16 protein-coding genes are annotated in these 25916 nt (G+C 36.8%); 11 read left to right on the plus strand and 5 right to left on the minus strand.

The window, feature by feature from the left end:
• Positions 1-859: 859 nt before the first annotated feature.
• The 7 genes from EMTOL_RS06030 (at position 860) to EMTOL_RS06060 (ending at position 12899) form a co-directional block, all read left to right on the plus strand.
• Positions 860-8491, plus strand: coding sequence for a fibronectin type III domain-containing protein (locus EMTOL_RS06030; RefSeq protein ID WP_015028381.1), 7632 nt, complete (start codon positions 860-862; stop codon positions 8489-8491).
• A 5-nt stretch (positions 8492-8496) separates the two neighbouring features.
• Entirely contained in the window at positions 8497-9285 is a 789-nt protein-coding gene (locus tag EMTOL_RS06035) for an SH3 domain-containing protein (protein WP_015028382.1), read from the plus strand.
• Positions 9286-9311: 26 nt separating this feature from the next.
• Complete coding sequence (locus EMTOL_RS06040; RefSeq protein WP_015028383.1) at positions 9312-10496, plus strand: glycoside hydrolase family 19 protein; 1185 nt, start codon at positions 9312-9314, stop codon at positions 10494-10496.
• Entirely contained in the window at positions 10466-11449 is a 984-nt protein-coding gene (locus EMTOL_RS21705; protein ID WP_015028384.1) for a tetratricopeptide repeat protein, read from the plus strand. Before EMTOL_RS06040 ends, EMTOL_RS21705 begins: the two co-directional genes overlap by 31 nt.
• Positions 11446-11667: a hypothetical protein gene (locus EMTOL_RS06050; RefSeq protein ID WP_015028385.1), complete on the plus strand. Its 222-nt coding sequence runs from the start codon at positions 11446-11448 to the stop codon at positions 11665-11667. The genes EMTOL_RS21705 and EMTOL_RS06050 overlap by 4 nt, the downstream gene beginning before the upstream one ends.
• 113 nt (positions 11668-11780) lie before the next feature.
• Positions 11781-12182: an IS1 family transposase gene (locus tag EMTOL_RS06055; protein ID WP_015028386.1), complete on the plus strand. Its 402-nt coding sequence runs from the start codon at positions 11781-11783 to the stop codon at positions 12180-12182.
• A 381-nt stretch (positions 12183-12563) separates the two neighbouring features.
• A complete protein-coding gene (locus EMTOL_RS06060) occupies positions 12564-12899 on the plus strand; it encodes a hypothetical protein (protein WP_305953186.1) in 336 nt (111 codons plus the stop codon).
• A 153-nt stretch (positions 12900-13052) separates the two neighbouring features.
• Here EMTOL_RS06060 and EMTOL_RS06065 read toward each other — a convergent pair whose 3' ends face one another.
• Both EMTOL_RS06065 and EMTOL_RS06070 read right to left on the minus strand, forming a co-directional pair.
• Positions 13053-13787, minus strand: a complete 735-nt coding sequence (locus EMTOL_RS06065) for a formylglycine-generating enzyme family protein (protein WP_015028388.1) — start codon at positions 13785-13787, stop codon at positions 13053-13055.
• Between the two features lie 112 nt (positions 13788-13899).
• A complete protein-coding gene (locus EMTOL_RS06070; RefSeq protein ID WP_015028389.1) occupies positions 13900-14532 on the minus strand; it encodes a 3-keto-disaccharide hydrolase in 633 nt (210 codons plus the stop codon).
• A 182-nt stretch (positions 14533-14714) separates the two neighbouring features.
• Between EMTOL_RS06070 and EMTOL_RS06075 the strand changes: the two genes are divergently transcribed.
• Positions 14715-15662 (plus strand): AEC family transporter, encoded by a 948-nt coding sequence (locus tag EMTOL_RS06075; protein ID WP_305953187.1) that lies wholly within the window; start codon positions 14715-14717, stop codon positions 15660-15662.
• A gap of 139 nt (positions 15663-15801) precedes the next feature.
• Here the strand turns inward: EMTOL_RS06075 and EMTOL_RS06080 are convergent, their stop codons facing one another.
• Positions 15802-18510 carry an alkaline phosphatase family protein gene (locus EMTOL_RS06080; RefSeq protein ID WP_015028391.1) on the minus strand — a complete coding sequence of 903 codons (2709 nt, stop codon included), beginning with the start codon at positions 18508-18510 and terminating at the stop codon, positions 15802-15804.
• 287 nt (positions 18511-18797) lie between these two features.
• On the opposite strand from EMTOL_RS06080, the gene EMTOL_RS06085 reads away from it, so the two are divergent.
• Positions 18798-21170: a penicillin acylase family protein gene (locus tag EMTOL_RS06085; RefSeq protein WP_015028392.1), complete on the plus strand. Its 2373-nt coding sequence runs from the start codon at positions 18798-18800 to the stop codon at positions 21168-21170.
• A 254-nt stretch (positions 21171-21424) separates the two neighbouring features.
• On the opposite strand, the gene EMTOL_RS06090 is transcribed toward EMTOL_RS06085, so the two are convergent.
• Complete coding sequence (locus EMTOL_RS06090) at positions 21425-22765, minus strand: flavin monoamine oxidase family protein (protein WP_015028393.1); 1341 nt, start codon at positions 22763-22765, stop codon at positions 21425-21427.
• Positions 22766-22852: 87 nt separating this feature from the next.
• The gene (gene lhgD, locus EMTOL_RS06095; protein WP_015028394.1) at positions 22853-24052 is read right to left on the minus strand and encodes an L-2-hydroxyglutarate dehydrogenase; all 1200 of its coding nucleotides are present in this window, start codon (positions 24050-24052) and stop codon (positions 22853-22855) included.
• A 224-nt stretch (positions 24053-24276) separates the two neighbouring features.
• Between lhgD and EMTOL_RS06100 the strand changes: the two genes are divergently transcribed.
• Positions 24277-24525: a hypothetical protein gene (locus EMTOL_RS06100; protein WP_015028395.1), complete on the plus strand. Its 249-nt coding sequence runs from the start codon at positions 24277-24279 to the stop codon at positions 24523-24525.
• A 140-nt stretch (positions 24526-24665) separates the two neighbouring features.
• A complete protein-coding gene (locus tag EMTOL_RS06105) occupies positions 24666-25727 on the plus strand; it encodes an NAD-dependent epimerase/dehydratase family protein (protein ID WP_015028396.1) in 1062 nt (353 codons plus the stop codon).
• The last annotated feature ends 189 nt before the right edge of the window (positions 25728-25916 follow it).

The following is a 25916-nucleotide window of genomic DNA, read 5'->3' on the forward strand; positions in this document are numbered from 1 at the left end:
GTTTACTCCAAGAACCCGAAGAAAAGGTGTGGTTGAAGTATAAAGCCAATATGTAAGTAATGTAAATATTACAAATAAACTTTGGGTAATTTACAAATAAAGCACAAACAAACTCTCAACAAAAAACTGATAATCAACAACTTATAGATTGTTTTATTTGTAGATTTAGAAAGAAATATTATTATTTTTAGAAACAAAGTACAAATAAATCAAATCTATATTTTTTGAAAACTTCTGGATGCAATCAAATTATGATTGATGCAGATTTATAGTTTTAGCCTTATATTTTTCTCAAACAGTAAAAATTCAATTAATTTTTTAGAGTGGGTAATTGAAAGTATGGACTTTTTCACCCATTTTATTTTAGATAATCTACGGAAAAAAGCTTTTGAATTTTCAATTAATATTTCTCTTAATCCAAGCATTTTTCAATAATCAATTGCACAAAACCTCCTTCTTTACTCACCCATCTCTTATCCTTATTGTCTCCAGTAGGTTATATTCTTTATAAATGTGACAATCTGCAATTCTAAAGTCATAATAATAATTTCCTGAAAAATACAATCACAACATTATGACCATAAAATTACTAATTCCACTACCGTTCCAGACTTTATATTCAGAGCTGTCTGCTTTACTCTACATGATATTTCAGTTCTGAGATGATGCTACAAAAATCAATTGTTGAAGATAATTTTTGCCAATCAAACATCCATCATTTTTCGCTGTGTATTAATTCTGAAAATCAACGATAACTCTGATTCACAAATGATGCCGCATAGAATGCTTGGAGCTATCTCATACAACCAATCCGTGTGATTCAATGAAAATAAATAACATACAATGAAAAACACTAACCATGACTATCAATTACGCTATAAAATCCATTACAAAAAGAATTGGAAAAACACCTCTTTTAGTTCAATTACTACTCTCAACTTGTTTTGGGGTTGTTTTTGCACAGAATTATCCCGTTACTTGTACGCCCATTGTCAAGCCGAGTTATTCGTTGAAATGGTCAGAGTTGAGTACCAGTACCGATATGTTCAAGGTGCATTTATTACTCAAAGACCTCACTAAACATTCGGTGGATGTGTATCTAAAAATCCGTTTGTCGGGCGTTGGGATTGATATTCGTACCGTAGATGGCTTTATTCCAAATCAGACCTTGACACTAATCCCTGGACAACCAAGAATGCTGACCACCAGTGATTTAGCCGAGTATTTCAATATCTCTAATTTAGTCGTCGATGGCGTGGATATTAGTGCTTTGTATAATGGTGGACGTTTGCCTGAAGGACTCTACACTTGGACAGTAGAAGCCTACGAAATTGACAGAAATCGACAAGTATCGAATACGGGTATGGCCTTGATGAATGTATTCAAAAACTATCCGCCCATCATCAATATCCCGCAGGATGGGGCGATTCTGCCCGTAACCACCCCCCAAAATGTGTTGTTTTCTTGGACAAGTCGCAGCACGGCTTCCTTGAATGCCGCCCAAGGAAAAACCTATAAACTTAGAATTTACCCACTTAATAATGATGATGACCCCAATGTAGTAGCCAATAGCGGAATTCAGCCCATCGAAATTACCACTACCAATCCTTATTTTAATTATGTAGCAGGGAATATTCCGCTGGAGAAAGGAAAACGCTATGCCGTACAGGTACAAGAAAGCGATGCCAATGGAGCCGATGAGTACGAAAATGAGGGAAAAAGTCAAGTGGTTACTTTTAGCTATGGCAAGCCCTGCATAGCCCCCGAAGGTTTGGTGGTTAATCCAATTGGTAAAGGAAGAGTGCAAATCACTTGTGAAGCCACTGCCGAAGATGCCGAGACTTATCCCATTACGGGTTGGTATAAGCAGGCAAGCACAGCTGTTTGGAACTCATTGCCTTTGAATAATAACAATGCGGTCATTAGTGGATTGAAAGATAAAACAGTCTATGAATTCAAATTAAGTTCGGCTTGTGGAGATAATACCAATACGATGACCGCCCTCAGTGCAGGAGATTTGCTTCCTTCGGGTGATGCCAGTACTGACCCTGTCACATTTAAAATTGATGATTCGGAGTTTGATGAAGAAGTGGAAGAACTTGACCCTGCTATTCTTGACCCTTACACCATTGGCGTAACACTCAACGCCGATGGTACGACAAGACCCGTGGAAACATTGGAAGGTATTTTCAACAAAATCATCAAACCCAAATGTGTGACGGATGCCGATGCTTATGCCGAATGTAGTCCTAATCATCCATTCGTTGACTTGCCACCAGTTGATGCCGAAGACCTTCGCTCGCTCAATGTAGGCGATGTACTGGGTATTTACGATTACGCTGTTTTAGTAACTGCAACCAATGGAAGTAGTCCCTTTTCTGGTAAGGGGCTTGTCCGATTACCCTTCCTTGATAACGCTTTCATGGCCGTTGAGTTTTCGGGTATCAAGGCAAAAAAAGGTGAAGCAGGTACACAAGGCGGCTGTGTCTATGAGGTGGGGGATTATTTCCGCACTTGCCAAATTAGCCAAACTGACTTGCAAAATGAGCAAGTTAGAACCATTGCCGATATTATTAAACTCACCGAACCTACGGTTTTTCATGGTGATTTAGAAGTAGCCATAAAAAAATACCAAGAAAAAGGTAGCGAAATAGCGACCAAAGGAACAGCAAGCCCACAAGAAAAACAGGATTTACTGACTTATACAAAAGGCGTAGAAACCGCAGTAGGTACTTGGAAAGATAAGTTTTCGGAGGTATTTGGTTCGGGCGAAACTGACCCTAAAATAGCCGAAATTCTGGGCGATATGACGGCCATCTTGACCCAACTCAATGCCGACAAACAAACCATTGAAGGCGGAACGCCGCCCGCAGGAACAAGTTATCCGACTATTCCTGATTTAAAGGCTAAAATTGATGCCATTATTGAGAAAATAAAGGCATTACAGCAAGAAAACTCACCTAAACCGCCCAAAATACAAAATGTATTGGCTACTAATATTGGCTATAACGAAGCTACCCTCACTTGGCAAGGCGACCCTCGTTTTACGAAATACGTAATTAGTTACAAAACCGCTGATGGTGGGGAATTACTTGAAACCGTTTATTCAAATCGTTTAGACATCAAAAAACTACAAGAAAACAGCCAGTATGGTTTTAAGATTGAAGGATATGTGGGGGATGAAGTGGTGGACAGGTATGAGAAAGGAGCATTTAAGACATTAATGCATAAATTACCACCTCCAATTAATTTACTTAGCACTAAATTAACTGGAAAATCCACAAAACTATCATGGGACAAAGACCCTAAACATAAAAGTTATAAGTTGATTTATAAAAGTAGAGATGGTGAATTGCATACCATTTTCCCTCAAACAAATGAAGTGATTATTGATAATTTAGACCCAACAGAAGTTTATCCATATGAAGTAATAGCTCTTAGTGATAATTTGGTAAGTGACGCAGCAAATAGTGAGTTTACAACAGGTCTGTTATGTAGTGTTTCTTTAAAAGTTAGTAACTTAAATATATCAAAAGGAGAACAAACAACGCTCACTGCCAGTTGTGGCAGTACAATTAGTTGGTACAATGGTGGAGAAGACGTGGGAGTTATTCAAGGAAACATAATTTCTTGGCAAAATGGAGAAACTGCCACTATTTCTTCCGATAAAAAAATGTTAGTCGTTACTCCACCACAAAATACAAGCTATACTGTAGTATGTGAAATAACAGACGGCATTGAAACAAAGTCTTGTACAAGTACAAGTTTAATTAGCGTACAACCTGAAATATGTAAATACTTCACTCTCAATGCCTCAAAAAATATTGTAGAGTCAGGCTCTCCTATAATTTTAACCGCAAATGGTTGTGTTGGAAACTTTTCTTGGGATAACCAAATAGGCTATGAAAAAATCATCACAGTAAGACCTGTTGATAATTCTTCATTCTCTGCCACATGTAAAACAGAAGAAAGTACCTGCATCGCTAAAGTAGATGTTGGAATTATGGAGGAAGAAAAATGTGCTTGTTCAATAAGTCAAACAATAAATTATAATTTAAGTTGTGGTTTTTGGGGCTTAGGCCAATGTGACCACTACGTTTTTTCACTTAAATGTTTTGCGGCATATCCAAGTGCTTTAAAAACATCTTGGGATTATAGTGGTAAATCAAAAGACATTCAAGAATACACTAAGAATATTGAACAGAGTTATTCAATAAAAGTTTTTGAAGTTGTTGAGCCGAAAAGCTCAGGTATTGTTACAGCAACTTACTCTTTTATGGATGGAATGATTTGTAAAAAATCCACAATTATAAACACAAAAGAAAAAAACTGCGATTTCAGTATCACTCAAAAAATAGAATCAGACGGAGGAATAACACTAACACAAGCAGGATGTAGTGCAGGTAATACTGTAATATGGGATGATGGTACTGGAGGTATTAAAGGCGTTTTAACTCAACAACCAAGTATCACCGTACCTCCAATTGATAAAAAATATACTGCAATCTGTGGACGTAGCTCGTGCGTAGCAGAAACTTATGTAAAGAATCCAGTTAGTTTAGGATTACTCGTCACGGCTCAAGACTTATCAGGTAATCCAAAAACGTATAATAATGGCAAAGTGCTTGATATTCCAGTTACCGAATATCCAGTAAAAATAGATGCTCTTTATTGTAATGGAAATTTAACATGGAGTAGCTCGCCACAAGTTGAGTTAAATATCAATAATAATAGTATTAGTATCAGCACTCCACCAATACAAACAACAACCTATATTGCTACTTGTATTAAAGATAATATTGTTATGCAACAAAGCGTAACAATCAATATTTTAAGTAAAAGCTGTTTTGCACTCGAAGCTCCAGCAACCATTGAAATGGGAGAGGATGTAGCACTAACAGTAACTGAAAATTCTGGTTGTGTAGGTGATATAACTTGGTTTCAAGGAGATGCACTGATTGATGAAGGAACTGAGATATTTGTAACGCCTTTGCAAAACACTACTTACACCGCCAAATGTAGCAACCCACAATGTGCAGAATCGGTAACAATAAAAGTAAAACCATGTAGCCTTGATATTGCTTCTTCTACGGGTAAAAACAGTGTAAAAATGGGTGAGACGGCTACCCTAACAGTTGAAGGTTGTTCGGCTGGAACAATCAATTGGCAAGGAGGTGATGCCGATGGAGAGAGTGGAAATGAGATAATTGTCAGACCATTTGAAAAAACAACCTACACAGCCACCTGTGATATTGTTGATGGTTGCAGTAAAACAATAATTATTGATGTAATTACAGATTTACCACCTAAAATTCCATGTGAAAATTTCACACTTACGGCCAATAAAACAGAAGCAAACATCGGCGAAAACATTACGCTTACAGCCAATGGTTGTACTGGTGGAACAATTTCTTGGCCAAATAATAGTACCATAGTTAGTGTAAATACTGCAAAAGTAACTATTTCTACTTGTGGAGAGAATAATTACGCAGCTACTTGCCAAAAAGGAGGACAAGTAGGTACATCACAAGTTAAAATCAACGGTAACCTTAATTTTACAGTTGAGCCAATTACAGCTTCTATTCCGATAAATTCATCAAAAAGTGTAATAATTACAGCCAATGGTTGTGAAAGTGGCTCTATTAACTGGACGACAGCAGAAGCCACAAAAAGCATTACCGTTACACAGGTGGGGAATTATGCGGCTACATGTACTTTGGAAGGTTGCCCAACAACTACAAAAAATAGCACCGTGTCTTCCTCATGCCCAGATTTAAAAATATTGGCATCGAAAAATGCCATCGAAACTACAACCGATATTACTATGACGGTAGTGGGATGTAGTGGGGGAACTGTTACATGGAACGATGGATTAGTAGCCACAAGTATGGTTAGAACTCTTTCTATAACACCACCAACAAGCCCACAAATTTTTACTGTAACCTGCTCGCTCTGTACAGTTAATAATAAAGCATCTACAACCATTACCAAACTGATTAGACCAACTCCCACAGATTGTGCAAGGGCTGGCTTTGCTACTCTTGCTTCAAGAGATGTGTATTATGAAAACGAAGAATATCCAATTTCGCTTGGTATTACTAATAGTTATAATTGCCCAGGTACTATCTCTTGGAACGTTCCAGACCCCAATAATGTAAGACCAACCGTTAGTAATAATACCTATTATGCTACCTGTACTTACGAAGGACAACAGTGCGATGCCAGCAAGGTAACCATAACTGTTCGCCCATGCAGTGATTTTAGGGTGGAACCTATTCAGAGTTATACCACAACAACAACCGTCAAGGGTTTGGGTTGTTATGGTTCGATTTCTTGGAACAATATAGTAAAATTGGGAGGTCTTAATGGTGGTAGTTTTCAGTTTGAAGTACCGACATCAGCAGGCATAGGGAAAGTGACATGTGATTTACCAAAATGCGAACGCCAAATAACCATTTCTACAAAAAAAGACTGCCCAACCCTAACTTGGGGCGAATCTCCGACCTGTTTTCAAGAAAGAGGTTGGGATGGCAGATACTATACCAGCGACCAACATACCTTTACACTTGATAATAATGCTTGCCCGTATTATGCTATTACATTAGCAAACGAAACAGGAGAGTTTGCTAATGAACGAACATCTAAAACATTAAGAATTGTTAGAAGTGCTACTGCTCCAAGAAAGCTAATATTACGATGCTTTAGTGATGCTACTCATAGTAAAGAGGTATGTAAAACAGAGACACCGTATTTACCACTGGGACCATTGGGTACCAACTCATGTCCTATTACAACTACGGCGAGTGCCGACCCTAATTCAGAAACTGAACCCAATAGCAGAATCCTAAACTCAGCAACTATTGATGGAACGGAGACTTATTTATGTAATGCCCCAATACCGATGAGCACAGCAGCCACTGGCTATTTAGCCAAGCTATGTGAAGATATTGGACAGCTTAAAGACGAAAATGGCAAAAGTTTTCTAAAGAATGCAGATGGCACCATGAGCGAAGCCAATGCCAAACAGATGTTTGCTTTGGTAGAGCAAGCTCTCAAAAATAGTGATAACAGCGACCTTAGTAATTTTACGACTCCAACTGACCAAGCAGCTATTTTGGCAGCCTTACAGACAGGAAACTGCACAGCCTTTGGCACCGAAATGGCCAAAGGTTACAGCAATACAATAACAGCTGGGGGCTATAATACAACCATACTAAGTACGTTTGAGGAAACAGAGCGAACAGCTTTAAAAGTACTTTATCAACTACCCGAAGCCATAAAGGCAATATTGGCACGCATACGCCAAGGCAATATTGATAAAAAAGAGAGTATCAGCATTAGTGATATTATTCATAACTATGAAATAGCGTTTGGTATGGTAAAGAAAAAAGACGGTGTGATGGAATATTATCAACCATTGGTATTATCAGATGGAATAACTACTGTAAGTGCCATACAGCTACTCTTTAGTGATAATATCGTGAAGGTAAATCCAGTACCATTACCACCAGCAGTTGATATATCATTAAAAGATAGACATGAGAAAGAAACAACAATAGGTTATGGATATGAAAGTAGGGCTTCAGCTAACTGGATTACAATTACTAATAATAACAAAGAGGAATTTCAAGCTTTGAAGCAATATCTTAATCCACCTTCTTATACAGCTACTTTCCCGATTACGGGCGAACAATTAAGAGAAATATATTGTGATGATGTAAATAAATGTAAAAAGCCTTCATTGGACAAATGTATTGAGGTAGCCAACTTAATTAATAAATATAGTGATAAGTTTGGCATAAACTCATCTCTCAGAATGAGTCATTTTTTGGGTCAAATTGGATGGGAGTCAGGTAGGCTTACAGCTATGGGTGCAAAAAGTGGTGAGGGTACTTGTTTTAAAGAATCAAGTAAAGGTTGGAGAATTTGGTTTGGATTAACATGGAAGGAAATACCATTTGATAAAGAAGGATGCCCAGATGCTCCCTCAAATGCAAATAAACCAAGAAAGAAAAAAAATGATTGGTCTGATATTTCAGAAGTACCCAAGAAATATATATGTGATGGGGGAGAAGTAGATGCGAAAACTGCGGGAAAAAACTTGTATTGTTATGTATATCGATGCGAAGGAGGAAATGGAGATGAGAATAGTTGCGATGGATTCCGTTACAGAGGACATGGGATTATGCAGCTAACCTGGAAAAAACAATATGTGGCATTTGATAATTGGCTCCAAAAAAATGGATTTAGCCACGATTACAATAAAGTTCTCTCGGAACCAGACGAAGGTTTCAAGAATATAGAATTAGAAATATTATCGGGAATGTGGTTTTGGGATAAAACTGATTGTAATGAAACCGCTGATAATATAGAAAGCGGCTCTACACAAGATGAGTTCGATAAAATTACCAAAAAAATTAATACTGGATTAGATGCCAGCGAGAAAAGAAAAGAGATATTTGAAAAAGCATATTCCAAATTAAAAAAATAAAATTTATGAAAAAAAACAAGAAAATTAAATACTTCATTTTGTTGTATGTATGTTTCTCTTTCGACGCTATTTCACAAGAAAGAGTTAAAATTGAAGATTTGTTAAATAAGATTTGGAAATTAGATACTGAAAACTTGGCCCCAAAATATAAATATGAGAATTATGAACAATTTGTATTTTTTGAAAAAAATATAAGATATCATGCTAACTATTATCCAAAAGATAAAGAGACTTTTAAAGGAAGCCTTCAAGAGGTTGAATACCACTTTTTATCAGACAGTGTTATGAATATTTTTATTTCAAAAGAATATGATAATGATAGCTTAATCATAAAATTCTTCAATGATATACAAAATAAAAGTTTTTTAAGAGATACCCTGTCTTTAGATTTTACAAATAAAATGATGAGTGCCAATATCATTCATATCAAAAGAGAGGGTTTTAAAATTATAGATGCACACTTATATACGTATGACTTTTATAATGAAAATATATTTATTCAATATGGATATGGTTGGACACCGGGACAACCTCAAAGCGGATTGGTTTATAGTAGTGTAAATAGTATTCCCGCAGAAATTATTAAAAAAATTAAAGAATTAAGAAGAAAAAGGTTGAAAACAATATTGGTTCCTAAATCTAATTTGTTTAATACTCCCAATGTAGCAACTAAAATGTATTTAGTAAAAGGGAATGAGATAGAGATTTTAGAAAAAAAGAGTGAATGGTTAAAAATAAGATATTATGGCAAAAAGATAGTTGAAGGGTGGATTAAGAAGAGTGATGTGGAGTAGGATTTACCCGAAGCCATAAGGTAATATTGGCACGCATACGCCAAGGCAATATTGATAAAAAAGAGAGTGTCAGCATTAGTGATATTATTCATAACTATGAAATAGCGTTTGGTATGGTAAAGAAAAAAGACGGTGTGATGGAATATTATCAACCATTGGTATTATCGGATGGAACAACTAACGTAAGTGCCATACAGCTACTCTTTAGTGATAATATCGTGAAGGTAAACCCAGTACCTTTACCACCAGCGATAGATATTAGTTTAAAAGATAGACATGAGAAAGAAACAACAATAGGTTATGGATATGAAAGTAGGGCTTCAGCTAACTGGATTACAATTACTAATAATAACAAAGAGGAATTTCAAGACTTAAAGCAGTATCTTGGAGGAGAAGCTAATTGTGATATGGCTAAAGATTTGACGCTTGAACAATTAAAAACAATAGCTCCACATGCCAGCAAAGCCAATAGAGTAAAATATTTAGAACCTCTTAACCAGACTATGCTTGCTAATGAAATAAATACTATTTTGAGAAAAGCTCATTTTTTAGGTACTCTTCTACACGAATCTGGAAGTTTTCGTTATAATCGAGAAAGTGGAAAAAGTAATGATTCTTATGGCGGATTTCCAGGCAGAGGATTAATTCAGATTACAGGTAAAGATAATTACACTAAGTATGGTCTTTTTGCCAATGAAGATGTTACCTCTACACAAGAAAACAAAGAAAAAATGGAAAAATTGCCACACAGCGTTTATTCAGCAGGATGGTTTTGGAGTGAAACAAATTTAAATCCAATAGCTGATGATAACGACTTATTGTATATTTCTTATAAAGTTAATGGTGCCTATAATAATATTGATGATAGAAACGATAGGTTCACGGATGCTATGTCTGGATTAGATGCTTCTGTATGCTTAAATAAAAAAAATTCTGAACTCTTAAGTTTTCCTTTTGAAAGGAGTAGGATATATAACAATGCAGATGCTGCTTTTAAATGGGGAATTTGGCACGATAGTACCCCTAAAATGTATAACCCATTAGGTGCAAAAAAAGACACAAATGAGGCACTAAAAGGTTACTTAAGGGCCAAAGAATTATGGGATATTGACAAAGTAAATGCTATTTTAGCAAAACCTGAAAATAAAATGACTAATAAAGAAAAAATATATATAAAAAAATGGAACATTATTTTAGAAGAAACCAATTAAATATGAAAGTCATGGCAACGCTTGCTTTTGTTATGTTTATGCTTGGAGAAGTTAAAGCCCAATACATGGAAAAAATTAATTTTATTAATAATAATAGATTTGACGGTATTTCATTGTCTAATAAAATACTCAATGAAGAGAAGGTTAAAAAAAAGTTTGTCATAGCTTATAAGAACGAAAAAAAAATTGATTCAGTAAAAAAAGAAAATGAGATATTTTTTAGTAAAAATAAAGCAAAAAACCAATATACTTTACGTGGCTTTTATCCTACAATTCCATTTTCAAGTGTTGATACTGTCAAAAATACCTTTTTTAATCTTGTATATACTTACACCATAGGCGGTTGGTATTATAGTGAATTGCAATTTATATATAAAAATGATCTTCGTCTCAATAGATGGTCTTTAGCCTTTGTCCGAGTGATTGAGAATAAAACTAATTTTCAAAAAGATATAGAGGAAGTAGGTTTTGAACCTAATCCTACAATCATTTCATGGAGAAGACCAAATAAAGTTATTGATTTTTTCTCATTAGATAAAATCAATCTTGATTCAACACAGACTCTCTCGTACTTACCAGTTTTAGTTTATAACAAAAAAATAAAAGAGGAATATCAAAGAAAAAACTATTCTTTCTTTAAAAATACTTTTACTGAGTCAGAGATAGAATATTTACTCTGTTTATATCAGAGAACTCCAGACTCAATTGAGTTTTTTAATAATTTAGGCTACTACTTAGAAGAAATCAATATGAATAAAGAGGCTATCTATCTTTTAAATATTGTAATTGGTTTTGACAAATTCCGAACTGTTGCCTACCTAAATTTGGGTGATGCGTATTGGGCAGCGAAAGATTTTGCAAAAGCCAAAGAGATGTATAAAATCTATCAGACACAGATGATAAATAATAGAAGCGAAGACCGAATTCCTAATAGGGTCTTGAAAAGATTATGATAGATACTCCTCTACTCTTTAGTGATAATATCGTGAAGGTAAACCCAGTACCTTTACCACCAGCGATAGATATTAGTTTAAAAGATAGACATGAGAAAGGAACGACAATAGGTTATGGATATGAAAGTAGGGCTTCAACTAACTGGATTACAATTACTGATAATAACGGCGGTGTTCCAAATTTGAGGATAAGCATTTTAGAGAAAATTGAGCATTAAATCAAAATATTTCAAAGCAAAAAACCAATAATTAAAGAATAGAATTAGAAATTCACCGATAAATATATATTTAATGGCAGCATCCTTAGAGCATTCGTGTTACAGATTTGGGGATGAGCCTATCAGATGCTCAACAATGTAGTGGTAATATTGTAAAAAATGGAAAAATATTGGGTAAACAGCAATATAAATGCAAAGAATGCAACAAAAGATTTCAGTTAGATTATACCTATAAGGCTTGTGAGCCTTGCACCAGCCCGAATATTGTTGCACTGATAAAAGAAGGCTATGGTATTCGCTCAATAGCAAGGCTTTTAAGTATTTTGGCAAGCTCGGTTTTAGTACGAATTCGTAAAATTGAAGCGAAAATCCAACAAACAACCATCGTAAAAGGAAAAGAATTTGAAGTCGATGAACTCAGAACCTATATCAAAAAGAAAGATAAACCTATTTGGATTGTGTTGGCATTAGAGCGAAGTACCAAAAAGATAGTGACTTTTAATATCGGTATCTAATAAACAACAAAATCCATAGTACGAAGCAGTATAGTACAAATCACGTCGAAAGGGTCAATTTAAACTTACGGACGAACTTGAAAATATATTTTTGGTATTGAAATACACCTTCTTATTCCCTCAGGGTCTTCGGCTCGAGACCCTGAGGGAACATTGGTCTAAGCAAATAGGGATAATCTAAAAACACAAAGAACAAAAACATGGCAGTAAAGGTAAGACAAGACCAGCGAGCAACAATCTACTTTGTAACATTTACTTGCTATAAATGGCTACCTCTTTTTGAAGAAACCACGTTATATGACAATATCTATAATTGGTTAAGCTGCTGAACGAGAAAGGCATTAAAACAGTAGGTTATGTACTCATGCCAAATTATTTACATTGTATGCTTTATTTACCCAAAGAAGCATCCGAATTATATGGGGATGCCCATTTAAAATCATCAGTAATGCTAAGCGTTTGATGGCTTATGAAATTGTCAAAAGATTAGAGCAAGCAGGTAAATCAGCATTATTAGCAAAACTCGAAGAGGGCGTAAAAGTCAAAGAAGACAAAAAGGGAAAATTGCACCAAGTATTTAAAGAAAGCTTTGATGCAAAGGAGTGCTTTAATCAAAATTTTATCATTCAAAAATTAGATTATCCAATTAGTAGATTATGGGATTCAATCAGTGATTATTTACTATATCCTCTCCTTCAGCAAGGTTTTATGATTTGAATGAAGTAAATGAACTCGTAGTTTTAACCTATTATCAAGATGTCTGTGTTTGATAGTACAATACCATCAATATCCTTAGCCAAAGATCCTGATGGAACGGAAAATACCAATGAAAAACGGAGGCTTTAAGGAAACTCTGAATCATGATATAAACTATTGAAACACCAACCTCAACCCAAAACTAATAATTCTATAATCGGGGCTAAAATTATTACGATAAGTAACACGACAGTATTCCGCACCATCTAAAAAACTACCCCCACGCAAAACCCTTTGATTAAGTTTCCCCTGCTCTTCATAGGCACTTCCATCTACAGGCTTATCTTTCAAATAACCATACCTATCCTCACACCATTCCCATACATTTCCACTCATATCATAAATACCCAATGCATTAGGTAACTTTAAGCCAACTGACATAGTTTGCTTATTTGAATTTTCAGAATACCAAGCTAAATCGTTGATTTCTGTTCCTCCAGAATATTCTAATTTGGGTTTATCCCACCATTTACCTCCTCGGGCAGCATATTCCCATTGTGCTTCACTCGGTAAGCAAAACTCTCCTTTTAAATCAGGATATTTTTCTTTAATTTCCACATTTAACTTTGACAAAAAACTATATTTCCCATCGCCGATATCATCGTATGAAACCATTGTTACGGGATGATGATGACCTTTAATTCTTGATGGGTCTAAGCCCGTAACCTCTTTATACAATTCTTGCGTAACTAAATACTTACCAATATAATAGCCCTCTTCGAAACAAATTGCTAATTCATTATCTCCCATCATAAAATCACCCGGCTCAACATACACCAGCTCGGTAAAATCTAAGCCAAATAATCTTAAAGGTTTCCCTTCGTAGATCAGTAAACCGCCTTCTTGCATAAAAAAATTGTTTTTTCAAAAATCGAATTTATCAAAGCCTTATTAAACAAATTAGAATCAATTCTATTTTCTCAGAGTCTCAGTTTTTCGCGAGACCCTGAGGAAATACAAATTACTTCAAAATCTTAATCTTAATATCTTTGAAATAAACAATGCTCTTAGGGTCATGACCTTGGAGGGCGATTGTGCCAGAGCTGAGATGCTTCAAACCGCGTTTTTCTGGTAGTGGGTCTGGCTCGGTATAATCAACTGCCACTTTATCATCAATCTTGATGGTTATGTGTTTATCTTGTACAATAATGTGGTATTCGTACCATTCATTGTCTTTTGCAAAATTTTCTTTTACATCTTCAAAACTATATAAACTACCCGTTTTACGCCAGTCGGTGTGCGTTTGGTTGACTTGAACTTCATAGCCTTTTTCGGGCCACCCCTTGGCCTGATAATCTGTATGAATAAAAATACCTGAGTTTGAGCCAGGTAATGTTTTGGCTTTGATTTTTAATTCAAAATTTTTGAAGTCGTGATTACCCACTTCTCCTTCATAAAACATGTGGGCACGCTCACCCGCTACTTTAATCGTGCCATCTTCAATAGAGAATGTGGCGGGATGGTCTTCGTTGATGTGCCAGCCATTGAAGGTTTTGCCATCAAAGAGCGAAATCCAGCCTTTTTTTTCTTTTTTCTGGGCGAAAGTGAAGCTTACTGTACATAGAAAGAAGAGTAAGAACGAAAGTTTTTTCATGTTAAGCTAATTTTTGGAAGGGATGAATATTTATTTTACGACTCTAATTTACAATTTTCTTATATTTCCGAATAAGTTTTCGAGGTAATACTTTGATTATATCGACTAATTGCCACCAAATTGCTTCATTCAGGCTATTTATTTCTATTTGTGCTACCCTCGCTCTTTATCTTTACCTACTTTTGCAAAAAATAGCGGATTTTACCCCAATGAGTCAAACCAATAGTGTTTTTATTCTCACCCTCGCCATTATCAGCTTAGGGTTTTTCTTGAAAAAGTATCAATTCATTACCGAAAAAGAAGGTAAAACAATTTCGAAGTTTCTAATGCACACCACTTTTCCGGCCTTGATGATTATTTCAACAGCTCGTGTGAAGTTAGACACCTCTCTTCTATTACTTCCATTATTTTGTATTACTTTTTGTTCTATCATGATAGCCATTGCGTGGGTTTGGTTTGCCAAATACCCTAATGATTTGCGTGGGATTCTGACTATGGGTGCGGGTGGTCTCAATGTTGGGTTGTTTGGTTTTCCGATTATCGAAGGCTTGTTTGGCAAAGAGGCGATGGTTTATGCTGTAATGTTTGATATCGGTAATACAATCATGACTTTCGGGGTAGTTTATCCGATTGGGAGTTATTTTTCTGCTAATCATAAAGGTTTACCCGAATTTAAAACTTTAATCAAAAAAATATTTAGTTTGCCGCCAGTTTTAGGTATGTTTATCGGACTAACAATTAATATATCGGCCGTTGAAATGCCTCCGTTTTTCTTCGATTTTTTAGATACAATCGCCAAAGCCAATAAGCCTCTGGTTTTATTATTGATGGGCATTTACTTGAGTTTCGAGCTAAATAAAAAGCAATTCTTGGCTATTTCAAAGGTCTTGGTAATTCGCTACGTTGTGGGTCTTTTATTTGTTTTGGGTCTTTATTTTAGTTTATCGCACGATACGCTACTTTACGCTGTGCTTGTTGTATGCGTAACTTTACCTTCGGGATTAACAATTTTACCTTTTTCTGATGAACTTAACTTTGATTCCCGAATTGCGGGTACGCTCATTAATATCTCGCTACTGATTAGTTTTGTACTTATGTGGGGGCTTGTATTAGGCCTACATTTGACCTAAGCTATTCGTTCATCCTGAATTTTATATAAAGATTTTAATGGGTAATTTTTTTAGTTCATTGCCATCATTAAACTGATGGCAATGAACTAAAAAAATGAATCGCCTTTTAGTAAATAGCCTCGGAATGACTCATGTTTTCTTAATCATCATCTTCGTCTTCCTCTTCTTCGCTACCTGACATCTTCGCTGGATATGGTTTTGTACCTTTGGCTGAAAACCAGATAATGCGATTCAACATATTATCATTTCCACGGTCAATTCGATTAAAAGCAAACTTGATTGACTGATTCGTGAATTTCAAAGCTGCTCCCTTTTGTTTTTCGGCAGGTTTATTCATCTCATCTAGAGGAACGAGGTTTTTCTTGTGCGTAAACTTATAATCAGTATTGAGTTTATCAGTAAAACAATCAAACATTGGCGAGGCGGTGGCATCAAGGATATTCATCGGAGGTAAACCCAAGATTTGCTCAATTGTACGCAATAATGATGTTTGATTATAATTGGTATGTACTGTTTTTTGTAGACGAGAATAGTTACTTACCACAAAGCCAGTCGTGCGGTAGGCACTTACGTGGTCCCAGCCCGCTTGCGAATCATCTTCACTGATAAAAATTACAGTAGAATCTGCAAAGCGACTATTCATGATGGCTTCCACAATACGCCCCACCGCCAAATCATTATCGGCAACCATTGCTCTCGGCGTTGGGAATTTAGGGTTTAGGCCCGTAGTATGGTCATTTGGCAACGACATAATCATTAAATTCGGCAAAGAAGCATTAGGGTTTGCCTCAATAGCTTTAAATTCTTTCAAGAAAGCATCAGTTCGCATTTGGTCGCTAATTACTTCATTATCACAGCCCGGAAAATCACTTGCTAAAATTGGTCTTACCCTCGAAATTGTGGTTGTATTTGTATAAGGAAAAGTCTCACCTTTTTGTTGTAATTCGTATAGTTTTGCCCAATCGTAGGCTTTTTCATCGAATTCACAGGTGCAAGCTTCTCCATAAATTCGCACAGTTTTTCCGTGGTCGAGAGCACTATTCCAAATCAATCCTTTTTTATTGTAAACCAAGGCATCATACAACACGTGCGGATAACTTCTAAACCAAGCACGGACACTTTTTTCAGTATAATCAGTCACCATACCCGCACTTGCCCAGTGGTGACCTTCGGCCGAAGCTTTCCCCGAAACGTGGTAATTATCCATCAATAAATATTCTCTTGCAATACTGTGCTGGTTTGGCGTAATGCTATCGCCAAAAATACAGAGCGATTCCATGCCATTTCCTTCTTTCATATCGCCCAAAACTTGGTCGTAAGTGCGATTTTCTTTGATAATGTATAGCACATGTTTAAAAACTGAAGGTTCCCCAATGCGTTCGGGAACAGGCCTCGGAGCTACATTTTTTCGAGGTAGAAGTTCCGCCAATTTTGCTCTTTTATATAAGCTTTGGTTTTTTACTTTTTCGGTGAAAGTTTTGAGTAAAGTTTCATCGGGTAAAGGAATAAATGAAATAGAAGCCAATTGTTTGTGGGAATTATACGCTTTATCAGCCTTGATACCATCGTTTAATTTATGAGCAGCCCTTGCTCCTACCGCCTCTAAATTGGTAATATATAGTTCATTTTCATTGACTATAATTCCTGATGGATACGCTTGTGTTGGAATATATCCTTTCACTAAACTTTGTCCTGAGCCAGTATTACTCACACGTTTTCCTAAAGAAACTACCGCCACAGCATTATCTAAACCATTGGCTACATAAAGTATCGAACCTGTTTTATCTAAAGCTAATGCATTGGGAGTGCTACCAATCAGTTTTTCATTGTCTTTGAATAGTCCAACATAAATCGAATCTATCACTTGCAGTTGTTGGGCATCAATCACCGAAACGTGGTCGCTATTACCATTGGCTACGTATAAAAACTGATTATCAGCACTTGCAATAATGGCATTGGGGTGGAGTCCTACGTTGAGTTCTTTGATGGATTTTCCAGAATAAATATCAAAAACCGAAACCGTACCTCTCGAAATCGCCCCAGTTTGTGGGTTGATGTAAGCACTTCCCCAAGGTACCCCCGCAGTTTCTTTACCATCGGCAGGATTAGTTATTGGGCCTGCCCAGTTGGTTACAAAAGCCTGATTACCAACAATCTTTAAACCATAAGGTGCAACTCCTGTGGTTTGTTTCCATACTTCTTCGCCCGTATTGACATTTACTTTTACAATTTGATTGTTTCCATTCAAAACTGTATAAAGAAATAACTCCCCATTTTCGAGCTTTACTTCTACTTCATTTGGCAAAGCAATAGCAGCAGGAGCTTCTGCTTTGAATGTAAAGGCTTTTAAAAACTTAATTTCTTTACCAGTCCACGTTGCTTGCATGACGTATGAATTTGGTGTTTCACGGCCACCAGTTCCCCAAAAAATATAAGTTGAATCTTTGAAAGTAACGGTTTTAATGCCCGAAAACGAACTCATATAATTTTTATACTGAGATACTTTATCATAACTCCAACGATTTACCAATTTGTGGGTTTTTGCATCAAAAACGGCCAAACCGTAACGGTCTTCAACCAAAACCAATGAAGTATTCGGAATCATCACTAAATCGAGGCTATGATTTTCAAGGTCGGGATTTCCAAAATTAACCGACTCACCAGCACCATCAATGATGCGATTGTAAGGCATTAAAAAAGGAGAATTTTCGGCGAAAAGAGTAGTATCATCATAACGAGGCTGTGATTGATTAACAGCTATGTAAGTATTCTTGACCGATTTACAAGCCCAAAAACTACTAATCATAACCAAGGCTAAGGCTAGTAGTAAACTGCTATTTTTTTTCATAAGAGTTGTTTAAAATGAATATTCTCCAAAATTAATCAACAAAGCTTAATTTTTAGAGAATTGTAAGATTAAGGAATTTTTATAAAATAGAAGAAGTGGAACACATTAAATAATATCGAGTAAAAGATATGCCATTAGGCACTCTATTTTAACATTATTACTAGGTCGCCAATATTTAGGCATATTGTATCCAGAAAATTAAATGCGTTTAACCTAATTGATGAAAGCATAGGTTTATTCAATAGAAAATTCTTTCTATATTTGAGTAATTCAAACTACGCCTAAACATGAAAAACTTCATCAAAATTGTACTGCTCATCTTACAGTCTTATGCTACATTTGCTCAATCTATTAATATCAAAATCTTAAAACAATCCGTTGAGGTTTACAAAGACCAATGGGGAGTCTCGCATATTTATGCCCAAAACGAGCATGATTTGTTTGTTACGCAAGGTTATGTGGCTGCTTCTGACCGATTATTTCAACTCGAAATGTGGCGACGCCAAGCCACAGGTACAGTAGCCGAACTACTCGGCGAACGTGAACTCAAGCGAGATATTGGTACCAGAGTTTTCAAATTTCGAGGAAATCTGGATGCTGAACTTCAGCATTATCACCCACGTAGTAAGCAAATTATTGAGGCCTTTGTGGCAGGTATAAACGCCTACATTGCTGAAGCTCGCCAAAACCCAGCAAATCTGCCCTTTGAATTCCAAATACTCCATACTCTACCCGAATTTTGGACGCCCGAAATTGTCATTAGTCGCCATCAAGGACTTTTGGGCAATATCGAAGAAGAAATAAATACGGCTCGCTTGGTTAAGCTCATTGGGGCAGATAAAGTAAGAGAACTTTCGTGGTTTCATCCAAAAAATTCAGATAACGAACCAAACCTCGAACTTGATAAAATGCTCGATAATGATGTGCTTTTTGAGCATATTTTAGAATATTATGAAGCCTTCAGAAGTCCACTAAAGTTTCCTAAACCAGATAATAAAATAGGCCTTTTAGAGGGTTTTGACGATTGGTACAAAGATGAAAAAGCAAACGTGGGCTCGAATAATTGGATTATTTCGGGGAAACTTTCTGAAAGTGGCTACCCAATGTTGGCCAACGACCCTCATCGAGCACAATCTACACCATCGCTAAGATATTGGGTACACTTAAATGCTCCCGGCTGGAATGTAATAGGCGGTGGCGAACCAACACTCCCAGGTGTTTCGATTGGCCATAACGAATACGGTGCTTGGGGTTTAACTATTTTTGAGACTGATAATGAAGATTTATATGTCTATGAACAAAACCCTAAAAATCCGAATCAATATAAGCACAATGGCATCTGGAAAAACATCAAAATCATCACTGATACCATTCGTATCAAAGGGCAAGCACCAAAGATTGTTCAATTAAAATATACGCATCATGGCCCAATTGTTTATGAAGATGCTACCCACCAGCATATTTATGCTGTAAGGGCAGGTTGGCAAGAAGTAGGTTGTGCCCCATATTTGGCAAGTTTACGCATGAATCAAGCAAAAAATTGGGAGGAATTTAGAAAAGCCTGCACCTTTAGTCGCATTCCAGGTGAAAACATGATTTGGGCTGATAAAAAAGGTCATATTGGCTGGCAAGCCGTTGGTATCTCGCCGATTCGTAAAAATTGGTCAGGATTAGTGCCTGTTCCGGGTGATGGCCGCTACGAGTGGGCGGGTTATTTACCCATTGAACTTTTACCCAACAAATTCGACCCCAACGAAGGTTTTGTTGTAACTGCTAACAATAATCTTACGCCCGCTAATTTTCCGAATCGAAATGCCATTGGCTGGCGATGGGCTACACCCGTAAGAGCCCATCGAATTGAAGAGGTTTTGGCCTCGGGTAAAAAGCATACCTTAGAATCGTTTGCGACTTTACAAAGCGATTACGTTTCGCTCACTGCACGTGTTTTAGTACCGATCTTGAAGCGTTTGAGCATTGACGAAAAGTATAAATCCTATCATTCAAAACTCGGCGAATGGAATACGTTTGAACTTAGTCCAGAATCAACGACGGCTACGATGTATGTAGAATGGGAAAATCTTTTACAAAAAGCTGTGCATAAAATGGCCGTTCCAGAAAAAGCACAGAAATATTTAAAGACTATTCCAACCAAACGCCTTACCGATTGGCTTGTAACACCGCCTCCATTTTTTGGAGCAAATCCTGTTGTAAGTCGTGATTCTATACTCATTACTTGCTTCAAGCAAGCCATTGATAACCTCCAAACAAGGTTAGGCAAGGATGAGAGCAAATGGCAATATGGACAAGCTGATAATAAGCACATTAAACTTACGCATGCTTTATCAGATTGGGTAACTGACCCTGCTCTGAAAGCAAAAATAAATCTTGGCCCGATTCCAAGAGGGGGATATGGTGAAACTGTGAATAATACCAGCAATAATCTTAATCAAACGCACGGAGCATCATTTAAAATAATTGTGGATACTGAAAATTGGGATAGAACTTTGGGCATCAATAACCCTGGGCAATCGGGCGACCCACGTTCGCCGCATTATGGTGATTTATTTAATTTATGGGGAAAAGGTGGATATTTTCCTGTATATTTTACCAAATCAAAAATAATGGCTGTTTCAGAAAAAGTTTTGGTTTTGAAACCTTAACAGGTTAAACACACTTAATTTTATGGTTAAAACATGCCACTTTAGGAGCTAAATATTGGTAACCGACGCTCTGTAGTATATCGTAATAAAGTTGCGTACCTATGGCACGCTGATACTTATTCGTTTCTACCGATATAGAGTGCCTAATGGCACATTTCTTAACCAAATTAGAGGATATTGAATGCGTTCAACCTAAAAGTTTGATAAAGATTTGTTTAGGTGTTGGCTATTGAGTCAACACCTAAACAATTTTATTAACCCAAAATCTCTCTAGCCACTCTTTCTCCCGAGCGAATCGCTCCATCAATATAGCCATTCCAAATATCAGAAGTTTCAGTTCCTGCCCAGTGAATATTACCCACGGGTTCACGTAATGCTTTTCCGAGCGATGTCCACGCACCAGTAGGCATTAGCCCAGCATAACACCCACGAGTAAATTCTTCAGTTGCCCAACTATGGTCAATATACGTAATCGGATGACGAGCCTTTTCACCATAGAATTTTGCAAACGAATCTAATATAGAATTTCTACGCTCTTCTTCTGAAAGATTAGCAAAAGCTTTTGCTTGATTTCCCAAAACAAAGCCCATCATAATTCCCTTACTACCATCTTTCGGAGAATTATCGAAAGTTACCGTTGTAAAGCCGTCATTCGTTGCCGACAGACCATTTAAACCTGCCTCTCGCCAAAAAGGTTTATCATAAATGGCATAGGTTTTCCAGACTGTTCCCATGGGCATTCGTTGGGTTAGTTGCTCTCGGTTAGCAGGCATTATTGGCAAGTAATTGATTCGTCCTGCTAAAGTTGGCGGTAAAGCTACTACTACTTTCTTAGCCACAAACTCGAAGCCTTCGCCTTGTATTTTTACTAATTCTCCCTCTTGAATGATATTTTTTACTACAGAATTGAGTCTGATTTTATCTTGAAAAGTTTCAGCCAAACGCAAAGCTGGTAAAGAAGCTCCGCCCAAGATACGTTCTTCTTGAGCTCCATTTTTTACATTAATTAAAGTGTCTAAGTCTCTACCAGATTTGGTATAGAAAAGAGCATGTAGCATCGAAATTTCATTAGGGTCTGCCGCCCAAATAGCCTCGGCAGCGAGTTTAAACATAATACGAGCTGTTTTGAAACTCATTTGTTTTTGCATCCATGTAGCCAAGGTCATGGAATCATAGTAAGCAGCATTCGGTGAATCCCAAGGCTTTTCTAAATCAATGGTTTTTGAAAGTTTATTCATTCGCTTGATGGCAAAATCTAAACTGAGCAAAGAGCCAATCGGCAAAGGAGGAATAATGCCTTTATAATGTTTTACTTTTCCATTGAAATATAGGGTGCTTTTCCCTTCATCATAAGTTGGAAAAGTGCCCACACCAAACTCTCTAGCTAATGCATATATTTTATCTTGAGTGGGCCCGACCCACGCAGCACCCAAATCGAGGTACGAACCATCATCGTAGTATTTTGTATAAACTCGCCCTCCCACTCTATCACGGGCTTCAAGCAATAATACATCTTTTTCGGCTTTGAGGAGTTCACGGGTAGCAGTTAGTCCAGCGTAGCCTGCTCCAATGACAATGGCATCGTAGATTTTCATGTTTTTTTGAAGGTTGAATTATTGGGTGTAATATACAAAAAAGGTCACAGAGTAATTCTGTGACCTTTGTATTAAAAGCAAAATTTCTTAAAATCTCTTCAAAACTAACTCACTGACAGTCTGCCCGATAGAAAGTGAAGAAGTAGCCGCTGGTGATGGAGCATTACAGACATTGATTGCTTGCTGATTTTCGAAAATAGCAAAATCATCTAATAGTCCACCATCACGGTCGCACGCTTGGGCACGCACACCAGCTCCACCCGGAATGAGGTCGTCGGACTGAATTTCGGGAATAAGTTCTTGTAATGCCTTCGTAAAAGCTGCTTTTGAAAACGAACGATACATTTCGCCCAAACCTGTCTGCCAATATTTAGCAGCCACTTTTTGAAATCCTGGCCAAGTGAGCGTTTCAAACAATTCTTTGAAATTAATATCAAGCTTTTTATAGCCTTCTCTTCTAAACGCCAAAACGGCATTCGGACCTGCTTCTACACCACCATGAATCATGCGTGTAAAATGCACGCCCAAGAATGGAAAATTAGGGTCTGGAACTGGATAAATTAAGTTTTTGACAAGGTATTGTTTTTCAGGTTTTATCTCGAAATATTCTCCTCTAAATGGCGTAATTCGTAGATTATTAGCTCTTTCATCGGTCATTTGCCCAACTTTGTCTGAATACAAACCCGCACAATTAACCACCAACTTAGTTTCGTAGATATTCTTAGAGGTTTTCACTACTGAAATACCATTTTTAGTAGTAATGCCTTCTACTTTTTCTCCAAAAGCAATCTCACCGCCAAGTTTTTGAGTTTTGGCTAAATATTTTTTACAGACATCCGTATAGTCAATGATACCCGTTTGGGGCACAAAAAATCCTTTAAGGCCATTTACGTGGGGTTCATAATCTTTCATCTGCTCTGGTGTAAGCATCTTGAAACCATCTAAACCATTTTGTTTACCACGCTCAAATAGTCCATCAAGAATAGAAATTTGTTCGGGGCGGGTAGCCACCACAATCTTTCCGCAGAGTTCGTATTTCACTTCTTCTTTCTCACAAAAATCCAACAACATGTGGTAGCCTTTGATACAGTTGGTGGCCTTCAAGCTACCTGGCTTATAATACAAGCCCGAATGAATGACACCACTATTATGCCCTGTTTGATGTTTGGCTACAACATCTTCTTTTTCAATAATCAGTAATTTTAAATTCGGATTTTGCTCTTTAGTTCGCAAAGCAGTGGCCAATCCGACGATACCACCACCAACTACGATTACATCATAAATCATTGTTTTAATTTTTGCATTCAGCCACTAACAATAAGCCATTGACTAAAAATGTTTCGAAACATTAGGTTTATTTTTCTAAAAAAGTACGTTATTTAATTAAAAACTAAGCACTATAAGCAAAAAGCCAATTGTTCTTAGGGGTATTAATTTAAAAAGTACAATTTTTTTTGGCGTTTTGAATTACCAAACTTAAATTTGTGCAAATTTAATTACAACATTCAGACATGAAAAAGTTTAGTGTTTTATTATTTGCAGTTGCAGCGGTTTCGTTGACTTCATGCGATTATCAAAAAAACAATCATATCGAGCAGAAAGATGTTCGTGCGGGAGATGAGTGGGTATATGGTGTAAGTCCAGATTCTGCGGCACGCCAATTAAAAAATAAATATACAGCTAACCCTGAGCTTGAGAAAAGAACTAACGCGATTCGTGAGAAACTTTTTGGTTCAGGAAAAGTAAATGAGGGAGCTTAATTTTTTTAGAGCTTTCGCAAAATAGGCAGTTTACAGTTTATCTTAGCAATTTTTGCTACGTCTGCTGTGATGTGCCTATTTTTTATTTTTTTAATACTTGATGATACTTCAAGCATCATTTATCCTAGAAACTTCAACAAATGAACATAGCATTGGTAACAGGCTCGGCAGGATTGATTGGTAGTGAATCCGTTGCCTTTTTCGCCGAAAAATTCGACTTAGTCATTGGTATTGATAATAATCTTCGCTCTTATTTCTTTGGTGCAGAAGCATCTACTGATTGGAATCGCCAAGGTTTAGAAGAAAAGTTTAGCAATTACAAGCACTACAAAGCTGATATCCGTTCGGAAGAAGAAATTGGTAAAATCTTCGCAGAATATGGTGCAGATATTAAATTGGTTGTTCATACAGCTGCTCAACCAAGCCACGACTGGGCTGCTCGTGAACCATTCACCGATTTTACGGTAAATGCCAATGGTACACTTGTATTACTTGAGTCAACACGTAAATATTGCCCAGAAGCAGTATTCATTTTCACTTCTACAAATAAGGTGTATGGCGATACGCCAAATTATCTACCTTTAGTAGAACAAGAAACTCGCTGGGAAATTGACCAAAATCACCCATATTTCACCAATGGTATTGATGAGTTGATGTCGATTGACCACTCAAAACACTCTATTTTTGGAGCTTCAAAAGTGGCTGCCGATGTAATGGTACAGGAATATGGTAGATATTTCGGCATGAAAACCGCGGTATTTCGTGGAGGTTGCTTAACTGGCCCGAATCACTCTGGTGCTCAGCTACATGGTTTCTTGGCTTATTTAATGAAATGTGCAATTACTGGCAATCATTATACCATTTTCGGCTACAAAGGCAAACAAGTACGTGATAATATCCATAGCTGGGACTTAGTGAATATGTTCTGGCATTTCTACCAAAACCCACGTGCGGGCGAGGTTTATAATGCAGGTGGTGGCCGTTTCTCGAACTGTTCGATGCAAGAAGGTATTACTTTGTGCGAAGAAATCACGGGTAATAAAATGAAATATAGCTACGCCGAAGATAATCGTAGTGGCGACCACATCTGGTATATCTCTGACCTTACGAAGTTTAAGAGTCATTATCCAGATTGGACTTGGAAATATGACCTCAAAACAACGCTCACGCAGATGTATGATAATATCAGCAAACGTGTTTAAATATTCATACTTTAGGTCTAATGGCCTATCGTAAATTATACACCGCAGATTTGACAATTTTCGCAAGTTCGAAACGTCAGACCTGCGGTGTAATTGTTTAAATCCTAGCAATCTTAGCGTTCTATCTAAGTTTTTATGTATTTTTGCAGCCTTATTATTATAAAAACTTAGTTAATAAAGTTTGAACCC

The organism is Emticicia oligotrophica DSM 17448, assembly GCF_000263195.1.
Lineage (GTDB): Bacteria > Bacteroidota > Bacteroidia > Cytophagales > Spirosomataceae > Emticicia > Emticicia oligotrophica.

Bases quoted from the DNA above. Each gene is read 5' to 3' on its own strand.
- EMTOL_RS06030 (WP_015028381.1), top strand. From the start codon at position 860: ATGACTATCAATTACGCTATAAAATCCATTACAAAAAGAATTGGAAAA.
- EMTOL_RS06035 (WP_015028382.1), top strand. From the start codon at position 8,497: ATGAAAAAAAACAAGAAAATTAAATACTTCATTTTGTTGTATGTATGT.
- EMTOL_RS21705 (WP_015028384.1), top strand. From the start codon at position 10,466: ATGGAACATTATTTTAGAAGAAACCAATTAAATATGAAAGTCATGGCA.
- EMTOL_RS06050 (WP_015028385.1), top strand. From the start codon at position 11,446: ATGATAGATACTCCTCTACTCTTTAGTGATAATATCGTGAAGGTAAAC.
- EMTOL_RS06055 (WP_015028386.1), top strand. From the start codon at position 11,781: ATGAGCCTATCAGATGCTCAACAATGTAGTGGTAATATTGTAAAAAAT.
- EMTOL_RS06065 (WP_015028388.1), bottom strand. From the start codon at position 13,787: ATGCAAGAAGGCGGTTTACTGATCTACGAAGGGAAACCTTTAAGATTA.
- EMTOL_RS06070 (WP_015028389.1), bottom strand. From the start codon at position 14,532: ATGAAAAAACTTTCGTTCTTACTCTTCTTTCTATGTACAGTAAGCTTC.
- EMTOL_RS06080 (WP_015028391.1), bottom strand. From the start codon at position 18,510: ATGAAAAAAAATAGCAGTTTACTACTAGCCTTAGCCTTGGTTATGATT.
- EMTOL_RS06085 (WP_015028392.1), top strand. From the start codon at position 18,798: ATGAAAAACTTCATCAAAATTGTACTGCTCATCTTACAGTCTTATGCT.
- EMTOL_RS06090 (WP_015028393.1), bottom strand. From the start codon at position 22,765: ATGAAAATCTACGATGCCATTGTCATTGGAGCAGGCTACGCTGGACTA.
- lhgD (WP_015028394.1), bottom strand. From the start codon at position 24,052: ATGATTTATGATGTAATCGTAGTTGGTGGTGGTATCGTCGGATTGGCC.
- EMTOL_RS06100 (WP_015028395.1), top strand. From the start codon at position 24,277: ATGAAAAAGTTTAGTGTTTTATTATTTGCAGTTGCAGCGGTTTCGTTG.
- EMTOL_RS06105 (WP_015028396.1), top strand. From the start codon at position 24,666: ATGAACATAGCATTGGTAACAGGCTCGGCAGGATTGATTGGTAGTGAA.